We start from the raw sequence: 11,844 nt of genomic DNA on the forward strand, positions 1-11,844 counted from the left end.
GAGGGGGTCGGTGAACGGGACGGCATCGGCACGGGGACCGCCGGCCCGTCCCGGTGAACAGCACGTCGCGGCGGCGACGCCCGTCGGAGTCGCGGAGCGCGGCTCAGCACGGAACGGATCTGCCGCCGAGTGCGGCATTCGACAGGAGGACATGATGATTCTGGTTACCGGTGCGGCAGGCAAAGCTGGTTCTGCCGTCGTACGCGCGTTCGCTCGCCGGGGCGCGCCGGTGCGGGCGGTGGTCCGCGATCCGGCGCGGGCGCCGTGGCTGGCCGAACTGCCGGGCGTCACGGTCGTCGCCGGCGATCTGCGCCGCGCCGCGACGCTCGGCCCCGCGCTGGAGGGTGTGAAGCGCGCGCTGCTGATCTCCTCGCCGCGAGAGGAGATGGTCGACACCCAGCTGAGCTTCATCGACGCCGCGCAAGCGGCCGGAGTACCGCACATCGTCAAGTTCTCCGGACGCGCGGAGAGCGTCGGCTTCGACCCGGAGGTGTTTCGCGGTACCCGCTGGCACGGACAGGTCGAGCGGTACTTGGAGCGCTCGGGCCTGGCCTGGACGCACCTGCGGCCCAGCCAGTTCATGCAGAACTACCTGCCCAGTGCGATCACCGGCGTCGACCCGGCCACCAGGCAGCTCGTGACCAGCATCGGCGGCGCGCGGCTGGCTCCGGTCGACATCGACGACATCGCCGAGATCGCCGTTGCGGTACTGCGCGGCGACGGTCACGAGCAGCGTGCCTACACCATCACCGGCCCGGAGGCGCTGACGATGCCCGAGATCGCCGCCCGCATCTCCGATGCCACCGGTACGACATTCCGCCATGTCGAGGAGAGCTTCGAGGAGCAGCGCCGCCGGTACGCCGCCGCCGGCCTGCCACCGCACGTCGTGGACCTGTTCGACGAGCAGTCGCGGGAGCGCCACCGGACCCCGATCGCGGGTGTCAACCTCGACGCCCATCACGCGTTCGGCGTCCCGGCGACCACGTTCGCCGAGTTCGCCCGCAAGCACGCCGCGGAGTTCGTGTCGCCAAGCAGCTGATCGGATCGCCGCGGCGGCGGTGACGGCGATCCCCCGGACGCGTCCGGATCCGCCGCCGAGCGTTGCGGCTCCTCGAACCCGCAACCCAGGCTGGGCGTGCCATGCGCGCCCAGCCCGGGTTGCGGTCTGCTGACGGTCGAGACCAGACCTGGTCGGCGTGGTGCCCGACGGCCACTCGGTGCGCCAGCAGGACCGTGTCGGCGGCACCAAGGAGACACCTGCTACCGGATTCGTCCGACCCCGGAGCAGGCGGGCAGCATCGTCGTGGCCCCCCGGGCTGCACGCGTGCGGGGATCGCTTGTGTGGTAGCTGGTCGTCCCTGGCATCGGCCGGATCCAGCGACGCTCGATCCGATACGGCCGTCCGGGACTCTTTGGAGTCCGGCCGATGATTTTCCGCCGCCGCGATGCTCTGCACCAGTGAGGATGGAGAGCCTTGAAGGGTGAGCGGTGGACGGCGAATCAGTGGAATCCGCGGGAGGCCCGCGATCGGCGGCAGTGGGCTGCCGGTACCCGGTGCTCGGTGCGGCCGATGAGGCAGGCCACCTGGTACCGGAGACGCACCGCAGGGACCGACGCTCGGAGTCGGTGGTCTGCCCGCCGCAGGTGACGGGTGCGCCGGCGTGACGGCGGCGCACGATGAGCCGTTGGATCGCGCCGTGGCGTACGCGCTGGGCAGCCTCAACGTCGTCACCCTCGACCGGCTGACGAGCACGACGCCATGCCGCGGCTGGGATCTGACCGCCCTGTTGCGGCACCTGGACGACTCGCTCGCCGCGCTGCACGAGGGCCTCACCTTCGGCAGGGTCGCCGCGCTGCCGACACCTGCCGACGTCGGCGGAGATCTCGTCGCCTGTGTCCGTGCCCGCGCCGTCCAGCTCATCGGCCAGTCTGAAAGCTCCAGCACCGTGACGATCGCAGAACGGGAACTGCCTCGAGGGGTATTGGCTGTGGTGGGGGCGCTGGAGCTGACCGTGCATGGTTGGGACATCGCCCGCGCATGCGGACTCGATCGACCGATACCGCCGCGGCTTGCCGCCGAACTGCTCGCCGTGGCGCCGATGGTGGTCACCGAAGCAACGCGCCCCGAGCAGTTCGGCGTGCCGGTGATGCTGTCGAGGGCGGCAAGCAACGCGGACCGGTTGATCGCGTTCCTTGGCCGTGATCCGAGTTCCGACCTCAGCTGAAGGGTCGGTGGTGGGCACGGCGGCCGTACGGCGCGATCGGAACCCGGCTTCTTGCGTTATTCCCAACGCAGCTCGGCCGGCTGCGCCAAGGCGGTTCGACCGGCTGGAGCTAACGGGTGAGGCGACGGACTGCCGGCACGCACAGCAGCAGGGCGAACAACGCGACGCCGATCGCCGCCGAGCCGGCCTGCGCGGTTCGGGCGCCGAGGAGGTCGCTGACCGGTCCGGCGAGTGCCTGGCCGATGGGGATCGCGATGATCGAGCCGGCGACGTCGTAGGCATACAAACGGTTGAGCAGGTCGGCGGGTACCTTCGTCTGGACCGTCGTGGCCCACATGACGCTCCAGAACGCCCAGCACGCACCGCCGATCAGGAAGCAGACTGCGACTCCCCACAGCGGGAGGGCGGCGGCGTTGGCCAGCGGCATCAGCATCCAGGCGAGCATGGCTGCCGCGCCGGCGGCGAGCGGCCGGCGCGGCCGGATCCGCATGGCGGCGAGGCCTCCGAGGAGGTTGCCGGCGCCGAACATCGCCCAGACCAGCCCTAGCGCACTGGTACCGTGCTGCCCGACGATCAGTACCGCGGTCAGCGGCCGGATCGGTCCGAACATCGTGATGCCGGCGACGACCCAGGCCACGATGACCATCCACAACCAGGTGCGGGACCGGAATTCGCGCCAGCCGGCGCGCAGGCGGTGGACCATGCTTTCGGCCGCAGCGCGCCGGATGGCCGGGGCAAGGCGCAGCATCAGCAGGCACACCGCGCTGACCGCATACGTCGCGGCGTTGGCCCAGAAGACCGCGGGTACACCGGCTACGGCGATGACCACGGCGGCGATCGTGGGGCCGGCGATCGACGCGAACGCCTCGGCGATTCGGAGAACGCCGTTGGCGCGCTGCACGTCCTGCGACACCTGCGGGACGAGGCTGGCCACGCCCGGCTGGAACATCGCGGTGGCCGCGCCGCTGACCGCCGAGAGCGCCATCAGCAGCCAGAGCGCCGGATGCCCGACCAGCAGTACCGCGCCGGTGAACACCTGCAAGCCGAGCCGGACGACGTCTGCGCCGACCATCATCGGGCGGGGCGTGAAGCGGTCGGCAAGCACGCCGCCGAACAGCACGAGCAGTGCGAACGGCAGCATCTCGGCGGCCAGGACGAGGCCGACGCCCGTCGCCCCGTAGCCCAGGGCGAGGACTGCGGCCATCAGGCCGATCGGCAGCATCGCGTCGCCGAACAGCGACACCAACCGTGCGGTGGCGTAGTAGCTCAGGTCGCGGGTCCACAGCCGCGCGGATCTCCGGACGGTTGGTTCGTGCGTGGCGACCGGCCGAGCCATGCCGTCTCCTAATGGTAAATCTGAATTTTCCGTTACACTATCCTGGGGGTATCGAAGCGGCAAGGACCTTCGGGTTCACCGAACTCTGTCTTGTGGGCAGGCATGATGACGCGGCACCTGGCGCTGGAACTGGCGATCACCCGTCACTATCAGGACGGCCAAGCGGTGGACCGGCTCGCGGACGTGGCCGGCCTGACGAACTGGCTCGCCGAGCAGGCCGACCTCCTGTCCGGCGCGGAACGGGCTGACGTACCGTCGGGTCGGCTCGGCGAGGCGACCCGACGCGACATCGTCGAGCTGCGACAGGCGCTCCGGTCGCTACTGGCCCGCGCGGTGCAGCCCGCGCCACCGAGCCACCTGGACGCGGCACACCTGCTCCCCGCCGAGGACGCCGTCGGTGTCGTCAACGCCGCCGCCGCGCGCGTGCCGGTCACCCCGTGCCTCGACTGGCCGCACGACGGCGAACCGACGGCCGCCCAACGGGCCGGCGGAGCGGCGGCCGCCGACCTGCTCGTTGCCGAGCTGGCCCGCGCCGCGATCGACCTCCTGACCGGCCCGCTGCGAGATCGGCTGTACGCCTGCGCCAGCCCCGCCTGCGTCCGATACTTCGTCCGGGAACACGGCAGGCAACGCTGGTGTCACGCCGCCTGCGGCAACCGCGTCCGCGTGGCCCGCCACTACCAACGACACCGGGCATCGACCGCCAAGCCGCTGCCGCCGGGCTGAGCCGCTTTCGCGCCTGTCGGGTCCCCGATCACCTCTCGACGACCTCGTCGCCGGTGCGCCGCCCGGTGGCGTCGCCGGTACCGGCCGCTCTGAGCGGACGCGTCGATCAGCGCGGTCCGCCCGGCCGAACCTGCGTGCGGACCCCATCCGTGGCCGAGCGACCCCCGGTGTCATCGGCGGCACGGGAGAAGGCTTCGCCAGCCAGCTTACTCACCTGGCGGCGCCGGCGAATCGAACCGGAGTGGTCACCCGAGCTGACGCCCTGCGCGAGCCAGGCGAAGCAGAGCCGCCGCGTCAAGCCCCGCCGATCGCGTCGACGGGCGGCCCGTGGTGGCGCTCAGGAGCTGCACCGACAACGATCGGTCGTCGGCGAGGATCTCGATCTGGGCACAGGAATGGTCATGGCTCCAGGAGCAGGCGCGCCAGTTGCTCGGGCTGTGACAGGAACGGCGAATGGCTGGTCGCCAACTTCCGCACCCTGGTTGGGTTACCGGGGGTGAACGCGTCGGCCTCCTGGATGAACAGGTCCTGTGCCGCCGGAGGCAGCGCCCGGTCGGCCGCGCATCGCACGTAGGTGCGCGCCACCGTGCCCCACCGGTCGGCGGTGACCGCCACCGGCTCGGCGAACACCCCGGCCGGGGTGTCGGGCGTCAGCAGGTGCGCTGCCGCGTCCCACAACTGCTGCTCGACGTCGGCGGCGAAGACCGACTTGACCCGGGCTCGGTAGGCAGCATCCGTCGAGCCGAAATCGATTCGCAACGCCCCCACTGCCGCGGGATCGGCCAGTACCAGGGAGCCGACCTCGGTTGACGCCATCTCCGGCATGGCTTGGTAGTCGGCGAACGAGCGCCCCGCGCCGACCATCCATGCCGAGATGTACACCAGCCGGCGCACCAGTTCCGGCACTGCCTCCGCCACCCGGTTCACCACCACTCCGGCCATGCTGTGTCCTACCAGCACCACCGGCCGATCGGCGTGGCCTACCCGCTGGACCACCGACACCACCGCAGCCGTCAGGTCCTCCAGCGACAACTGGCCCAGCGGCGAGCGGTGGCTGGCGAAGTCGCCGGGCTCTCTCGCCCGGGTCCACCACGAATCAGCGAACCGTGCCCTCAGGCCGTGTCCCGGTAGGTCCGGCGCGACCACCGCGCACCCCGCCTCCACCAAGAACGGCGCTACTTCACCGAACGCCCACCCACCGTGGCCACCGCCATGAACAAGTACGAACGTCTCGCCACTCATCTGATCCTCCTGGACTGCTACGTGGATTGGCCGGGCCGGGATGACCGGCGGGGTCAGACCGGGGTGCGGGCGTGCTTCGCCTCGGCGCGGAAGGCGGCTGCCTCCCGGGCCGCGAACGCGGCGAACGTGGTCGGTGCCACGTCGAAGGTGCGGTGACTGGACAGGTCGACCCGGGCCGCGCCGTGCCGCCGGCGCTCGGCGAACAGCTGGCCGAACGCATCGGCGCGGGGCGGTGGATAGCCGGCGGCGAGCCACTCGTCCCGCTTCACCGAAGGCTCCACGTCCACGTACCGGACCGGCCGGTCGATCCCGGCGGCGATACGGTCCGCGATCTCGGCCATGGTGAGCGACTGGGGCCCGGTCATCGGATAGGTTCGGCCCTCGTGGCCGGGGGTGGTGAGCACCGTGTACGCGATGCGGCCGATGTCCTCGACGTCGATGGGGGCCAGCGCGGTGCCGCCCATCGGCAGCCGCAGTTCGCCGGCGGCGGCGATGGTCGCGGCCTCCTCCAGGTAGACCTGCATGAACTGGCTGGGCGCCAAGACCGTCCAGGGCAGCCCGGACGCCTTCAGATAGCGCTGGATCTGCTGGTGGCTGCGGGTGGACCTGAACCGTTCCGGATCAAAGCCCGGCTGGCCGTCGCCGCCTGAGAGCTTGATCAGGTGGCGGACTCCGGCTCGGACCGCTGCGTCGATGAAGGTCGCCTGGGTCTCCAGCATGAGCGGACCGGCGCTGGAGATCATGAGCACCGTGTCGACGCCGTCGAGCGCCCGCTCCAGCGTCTCTGGCCACAGCATGTCCCCGACTGCCAACTCCACGCCGGGCAGCGCCGTCAGCTGCTGCGCCCTTGCTGCGTCGCGGACCAGTGCCCGCACTGGGGTGCCGCGGCGAGCGAACTCTCGCACGGTGGCCCCGCCGGGCCGGCCGGTCGCTCCGGTAATCAAGATCGTCATGCCGCTGAGGTTACGTGTTGGAACTAGAAAGTACAATATCGGAACTTGAAGAATTCGAGTTGGTACTGTTCTCCGGGTGGAGAGAACCCGTGGTTACGGCGAGGCGTGCGCGGCGGCGCACGCCCTGGACCTGGTAGGCGAGCGCTGGGCGCTGCTGGTGGTCCGGGAACTGGTCTTCGGTCCGAAACGTTTCAGTGATCTGCGCGCCGGCCTGCCGCACATCGGCCCGAACCGGCTGTCGGAGCGGCTGCGCTCGCTGGAGCGGTCCGGCATCGTCATGCGCCGCCGACTTGGCCCGCCGGTCGGTTCCGCCGTCTACGCACTCACCGAATGGGGCCAGCGCCTCCAACCGGTACTGGTCGAGCTGGGCCGCTGGGGCAGGATGTCACCGTCCCGCGACCTGGAGGCGCACCTCAGCGTCGATGCACTGATGCTGGCGCTGTACGGCGACTTCGACCCCGAGCTCGCCGGCGATCTGAGCGCAACCTGGACCCTGCATTTCGGCACCGATGCCTTCACCATCCGCGCCGCCGATGGTCACCTCGACATCCACCGCGGCGAGGACGCCGACGCCGACGCCGCCGTCAGCACCGATCCGGCCACCTTCGCCGCCGTCCTCGTCCATCGCCGAACCCTCAACGACGCGCTCGCCGCGGGCGATCTCACCGTCACCGGTGACCATGACACCGTCCGGGCCTTGCTCGCCTGCGTGCCACGACCAGACCTCGCGGGCAGTCCGGTGCAGACCAACGACGACGAGAGCCGGGACGGCCAGCCTGCGCATCCGTGAGCGTTCCCCTGGCGTCGCCGGCCTCGGCAGCGGCACGCCCGGGCCGTCGAATCCGCTGGTACACAAAGGATCGGGGTGAGCATCTGCGATCGTCGGCACGCCAGTGGCGGGCCATGGATCGTGCCATCTCGTAACGGGCACGTCGATGATGGTGGAAGCGCCCGAGCCAGTCGTCTGGGCTGGCCCCCGCGCGGCGCATGCCGTGCACAGGTGTGGCAGCACGGGCGCCAGCGTCGTTCGGTTCAGCCGATCCCCGGCGTGCTGTCCTCCTGGTCCGGCATCGGTACGAGCGGTCGACGCGCGCCGTGCCGCGTCGCCAGTTCCCGGTCCCAGACAGGGCTTCGCACCCACCAGTTGTCGTAGGTCTGCTGGGTGGCCAGTACCTCCTGCGGGCTGGCTTCGCCGCGGCGAATCCGGTCCCCCAGGCGGAAGTATTCGAACCGGTCGTTGCCGGGAGCCTTCACGATCAGGATGTCGGCCGCGCCGAGGGGTGTGGTGCCCCAGGCGTGCGGCATGAACGGTGGTACGAGCAGGTAGTCGCCTGCTGCCAGGTCGACGACCTCGTCGCCGGCCAACACGCGAAGCGCCCCGTCGAGGAGGTAGAACATCTCCGGGGATTCCTTGTGGTAGTGCGGTGGCGGCCCGTCCACGCCCGCTCCCAGGCGGGTGCGTACCACGTTCATCACGCCCCCGGTGTCGGCGGCGTCGGCGATCAGCCAGGTCGTGTTGGGCTCGGCGCCGAGTCGCTCGGCGCGGTTGCCTCTGGTCAGTGCGGCCGGTGGATACGGGTGATCGGACATCGGTTCTCCCGGTACGGGTCGGTGACAGCTCTGCCGAGCGGCTGGGGGCCGCGAACCGGATGCACCGGAGTGCGACGAGCGCGTCCGGGGCGTCCGGTGGCAGTCGTATGACGGGGCACCTGCCCCGGGCGTGACGGCCTGTGGTGGCGGCCACAGCGCCGGCGAACCCGGGTACTGGCGGGATCCGGTGGTCAGCCTCCGGCGCCCCGAGCGACACACCTCGGGCACGGCCGGCGTGCTCGCGCGCTATGCGGTCGCGACGCCCAGGAAACGCAGGACCGCCAGGACGCGTCGGTGGTCGGCGTCGGCCCTGGGCAGGTCGAGCTTGGTGAAGATGCTGTTGATGTGCTTGGCGATCGCGCTCTCGGTCACGAACAGCGCGGCGGCGATGCCCGAGTTGGACCGGCCGCCCGCCATCAGCTCCAGCACCTCCCGCTCGCGCGGCGTCAGCCGGTCGAGCGGATCGCTGTGCCGGCGCACCAGCAGCTGCGCGACGACCTGCGGGTCGAGCGCGGTGCCGCCGACGGCCACCCGGCGTACCGAATCGGCGAACTCCTCGACGTCGGCGACGCGTTGCTTGAGCAGATAGCCGACGCCCGAGGTGTTGGCGGCGAGCAGATCGGCGGCGTACCGCTCCTCCACGTACTGCGACAGCAGGAGCACGGCGGTACGCGGGTACTGGCGGCGGAGCACGAGCGCGGCGCGCACGCCCTCGTCGGTGAATCCGGGTGGCATGCGCACGTCGACCACGGCGATGTCGGGACGGTGCTCCTCGACGGCTGCCAGCAGTCCTTCCGCGTCGGCGACCTGCGCGCACACCTCGAAGCCGGCCGCCTCCAGCACCTTGGCCACGCCGATGCGCAGCAACAGGGAATCCTCGGCGATCACGGCGCGCACGGCAGCTCCACGGTGAGCACGGTCGGCCCCCCGGCGGGGCTGCGGCAACAGAACGTACCGTCGACCGACGCGACGCGCTTGGCGAGCCCGGCGAGTCCGGTGCCGCCGTCGGCCGCGGCGAGATCCGCGCCGCCCGCGCCGTCGTCGGCGACGACCACCCGCAGTGTCTCCCCGATCCGCTCCACGGTCACCTCCGCCCGGGTCGCCCGGGCGTGTTTGACCACGTTCGTCAACGCCTCGGAGACCACGAAGTACGCGACGGCCTCGACCGTGGGCGAGGGACGCTGCGGCAGGTCCACCGCCACGCGTACCGGGATCGGGAGCCGGGCGGCGACCCCGGACAGCGCGGCGTCGAGGCCGCGGTCCTCGAGGACGGCCGGATGCAGGCCGCGTACCAGGTCGTTCAGCTCGGCGATCGCCTCCTTCGCCTCACGGTGCGCCTCGTCGATCACCTGGCGGGCATCCGCCGGAAGGTCGGCGAGGGTGGCCCTGGCCAGGCCCAGGTTGACGGCGAGCGAGACGAGGCGCTGCTGCGCGCCGTCGTGCAGGTCGCGCTCGATCCGCCGCCGCTCGGCGTCGGCGGCGTCGAGCACACCCGCCCGGCTCTCGGCGAGATCGGCGACCCGGCGGGCCAGCTTCTCCGTGCGGCTGGGGCCGAGCAGGACCTCGGCCGCCCGGCTCTCCAGCCGCGCCAGAGCGCCGGTCAGCCGGGGCCCGAGGAACAGCAGGGCGAGGCCGCCGGCGGTGAGGTACGCGGCCTGCGGGGTGTAGCCGAGGTCGGCGACCTGCCACTGCGGGGGCAGCGCCCAGATCCACACGTAGATGGAGGCGGCCACGGCAGCGGCGGCCCAGACGGCGAGGACGGCGAGGTCCAGAACGGCCAGCAGCGGACCCGCCACGGCGTGGTAGCAGACCTGCCGCCACCAGGCCCCCGTGGTCAGCCGGCGCACCGCCGAGGTCCAGTGGCGTCCCGGCCCGGGCGCGGCGGGGCGCGGGAGGTCGTGACCGACGAACGCCCGGTAGCGCCGCCGCTGCCCGGCGGTCAGCAGGGGCGTCACCACGAGCGTGAGCAGCACGGGCAGCGCAGCCACGGCCGGCACCAACGCCGCCATCGTGCCGAGCAGCCAGAGCCACAGCGGTACCACGGCGAGGTGGAGCGGCAGACCCGCGGCGACGAACGCGGTCCGGTGTCCCGCCCCGCGGAACGGGCGGACCAGCACCCGCTGCAGCCGCGTCGTGAGTTGCATGCGTCGAACGGTAGAGCCGCAGGCCATCCCCGTGCCATGACGCTCCCGCCCGGTTCGGGGGTGCACCTGTCTCCACCCCCGAGTCGGAACCCCGCGTGACTGACAGCGCCCAGGTGCGCGGCGGAGGGTGGAGCACGTGAAGGCGAGAACCGGCCGGGAGCGGGGGACGACGATGGGTCCACAGATCCGCTGCGACGAGAACGTAGCCAGCGGCGAAGACGCCGACCGCGCCGAGCTCGTCCCGCCCCGCGAAGAGGCGGAGGAACCCCGCCCGGCACGGGGTACGCGGCGGGCCGGGCGGCTGCTGACCGCCTGCGGGATCGGCCTGCTGCCGTGGCTGTACGTGCTGGCCACCGGCCTGCCGGCCACCGCGACCGCGGCGCACTGGCCGCTCGCCTGGGTCGGGCTCGACGCGCTGGAGGCGCTCGGCCTGCTTGCCACCGGACTGCTCGCCGCCCGCGGCGACCGGCGTTACGCCCTGACCGCCGCCGCGACCGCGACGCTGCTCGTGGTGGACGCCTGGTTCGACACCACGACCGCGGCCTCGGCCGGCGACTTCACCACCGCGGTCGCCATGGCGCTCGGCGCCGAGCTGCCACTCGCCGCGCTGTGCGGCCGGCTGGCGCTGCGGGCCGAGCCGCCGGCGTGACACCGACCGCGGTCGGCGACCCTGACTTGCAGTCAACTGGCCTGTCGGAGCTGAGCCACACCGTGGCGCGCCCGCTGGGTCGGGCCGATCACCAGCAGCCGAACCCCAACCCGGGCGCTAGGACGTGTCTTCATGGCCAGCCACCCGGCTCCGCCCGGGCCCGTTCGCCCGGGCGGAGCCATGAAGACACGCCCTAGTAGTCGACGTACGTCCACGCGACCCAACCGGTGACACCGGTAGTCAGGTCCGTCAGGTTCACCCACCCGCCGCCTTCCGGGGTGTACCAGTCGCCGTACCCACGGCACGAGTGAGAGCGGTAGGCCAACCCCAACACCGCCGACGATGTGCTGTGGTCCTTGTGAATGCGCACGCCGTCGGCATCGAAGCCGCAGGCGAAGCTGTTCGGCCGGGCCGTCGCCTGACCGGCGTTCGCAGCGGTGGCGGGGACCACGCCCCCGGCGAGAGCAACGGCGCTGAACAGCCCCACCGTGGCGAGTCTCTTGCCCCTCATAACCGCACCTCCAGGTGAAAGTGATCTGCGCACCTAGGATGCGATCAGCGGTTCGACACCGAGTAGTCGAACGGCTGCATCGAGCCCAGACCGTGCTCGTGCTGTCACCGCGGACACCGACTGACAGCGGACGGGATCTGATGGCGGCGCCGACCGGATCGGGAACACCTAGCTGTTGTGGTTCGTGAGGTTGTTGACACCGGCCTGGCGATGAGGGAGGGGTAGGTCCCGGCGGCAGGATGGAAGTGCGACCAACCGTCTCTGCCAGCAAGGACCTACCCCTCGTGACCCACGCTAACGCCCCACTCACACCGGCCGGAAGGCTGCGTCTGATCCAGCGGTGCGCCACCCGACCGCTGGCCCACGTTGCCGCGGAAGCCGGCGTGTCTCGCGCCTGCTTGACCAAGTGGAAACGCCGTTACCAGGCCGAAGGACCAGCCGGTCTACTCGACCGGCCCAGCGCACCCC

The 11,844-nt window shown here is 71.6% G+C and carries 13 protein-coding genes; 6 read left to right on the forward strand and 7 right to left on the reverse strand.

The genetic code is table 11. From position 1 onward, the window contains the following. Positions 1–154: 154 nt before the first annotated feature. Entirely contained in the window at positions 155–1,039 is an 885-nt protein-coding gene (locus NUM_RS32070; RefSeq protein ID WP_207128677.1) for an SDR family oxidoreductase, read from the forward strand. A gap of 658 nt (positions 1,040–1,697) precedes the next feature. Then, positions 1,698–2,225, forward strand: a complete 528-nt coding sequence (locus NUM_RS32075; RefSeq protein WP_207128678.1) for a TIGR03086 family metal-binding protein — start codon at positions 1,698–1,700, stop codon at positions 2,223–2,225. Between the two features lie 109 nt (positions 2,226–2,334). On the opposite strand, the gene NUM_RS32080 is transcribed toward NUM_RS32075, so the two are convergent. Next, positions 2,335–3,561 carry an MFS transporter gene (locus tag NUM_RS32080; RefSeq protein ID WP_225918995.1) on the reverse strand — a complete coding sequence of 409 codons (1,227 nt, stop codon included), beginning with the start codon at positions 3,559–3,561 and terminating at the stop codon, positions 2,335–2,337. 105 nt (positions 3,562–3,666) lie between these two features. On the opposite strand from NUM_RS32080, the gene NUM_RS32085 reads away from it, so the two are divergent. Then, positions 3,667–4,287: a CGNR zinc finger domain-containing protein gene (locus tag NUM_RS32085; RefSeq protein WP_207128680.1), complete on the forward strand. Its 621-nt coding sequence runs from the start codon at positions 3,667–3,669 to the stop codon at positions 4,285–4,287. A 399-nt stretch (positions 4,288–4,686) separates the two neighbouring features. Here the strand turns inward: NUM_RS32085 and NUM_RS32090 are convergent, their stop codons facing one another. Continuing rightward, on the reverse strand, positions 4,687–5,529 hold the full coding sequence (locus NUM_RS32090) for an alpha/beta fold hydrolase (RefSeq protein ID WP_207128681.1): 843 nt from the start codon (positions 5,527–5,529) through the stop codon (positions 4,687–4,689). Between the two features lie 53 nt (positions 5,530–5,582). Beyond that, positions 5,583–6,482 carry an SDR family oxidoreductase gene (locus NUM_RS32095; protein ID WP_207128682.1) on the reverse strand — a complete coding sequence of 300 codons (900 nt, stop codon included), beginning with the start codon at positions 6,480–6,482 and terminating at the stop codon, positions 5,583–5,585. A 76-nt stretch (positions 6,483–6,558) separates the two neighbouring features. On the opposite strand from NUM_RS32095, the gene NUM_RS32100 reads away from it, so the two are divergent. After that, entirely contained in the window at positions 6,559–7,272 is a 714-nt protein-coding gene (locus NUM_RS32100) for a winged helix-turn-helix transcriptional regulator (protein WP_225918993.1), read from the forward strand. 242 nt (positions 7,273–7,514) lie between these two features. Here the strand turns inward: NUM_RS32100 and NUM_RS32105 are convergent, their stop codons facing one another. The 3 genes from NUM_RS32105 to NUM_RS32115 all read right to left on the reverse strand — a co-directional run bounded on the left by NUM_RS32105 (position 7,515) and on the right by NUM_RS32115 (position 10,216). Further along, positions 7,515–8,072 (reverse strand): cupin domain-containing protein, encoded by a 558-nt coding sequence (locus NUM_RS32105; RefSeq protein WP_207128684.1) that lies wholly within the window; start codon positions 8,070–8,072, stop codon positions 7,515–7,517. Positions 8,073–8,318: 246 nt separating this feature from the next. After that, positions 8,319–8,969, reverse strand: a complete 651-nt coding sequence (locus NUM_RS32110) for a response regulator transcription factor (protein ID WP_207128685.1) — start codon at positions 8,967–8,969, stop codon at positions 8,319–8,321. Next, a complete protein-coding gene (locus NUM_RS32115) occupies positions 8,957–10,216 on the reverse strand; it encodes a sensor histidine kinase (RefSeq protein WP_225918994.1) in 1,260 nt (419 codons plus the stop codon). The genes NUM_RS32110 and NUM_RS32115 overlap by 13 nt, the downstream gene beginning before the upstream one ends. Positions 10,217–10,352: 136 nt before the next feature. On the opposite strand from NUM_RS32115, the gene NUM_RS32120 reads away from it, so the two are divergent. Beyond that, on the forward strand, positions 10,353–10,865 hold the full coding sequence (locus NUM_RS32120; RefSeq protein ID WP_207128687.1) for a hypothetical protein: 513 nt from the start codon (positions 10,353–10,355) through the stop codon (positions 10,863–10,865). A gap of 193 nt (positions 10,866–11,058) precedes the next feature. Here NUM_RS32120 and NUM_RS32125 read toward each other — a convergent pair whose 3' ends face one another. Continuing rightward, positions 11,059–11,352 carry a hypothetical protein gene (locus NUM_RS32125; protein WP_207128688.1) on the reverse strand — a complete coding sequence of 98 codons (294 nt, stop codon included), beginning with the start codon at positions 11,350–11,352 and terminating at the stop codon, positions 11,059–11,061. A 308-nt stretch (positions 11,353–11,660) separates the two neighbouring features. Between NUM_RS32125 and NUM_RS32130 the strand changes: the two genes are divergently transcribed. After that, positions 11,661–11,844 (forward strand): helix-turn-helix domain-containing protein (locus tag NUM_RS32130; RefSeq protein ID WP_207128689.1); only part of this gene is annotated, 184 nt, incomplete at its 3' end.

Origin of the sequence: Actinocatenispora comari (assembly GCF_017312725.1) — a bacterium.
Classification (GTDB): domain Bacteria; phylum Actinomycetota; class Actinomycetes; order Mycobacteriales; family Micromonosporaceae; genus Actinocatenispora; species Actinocatenispora comari.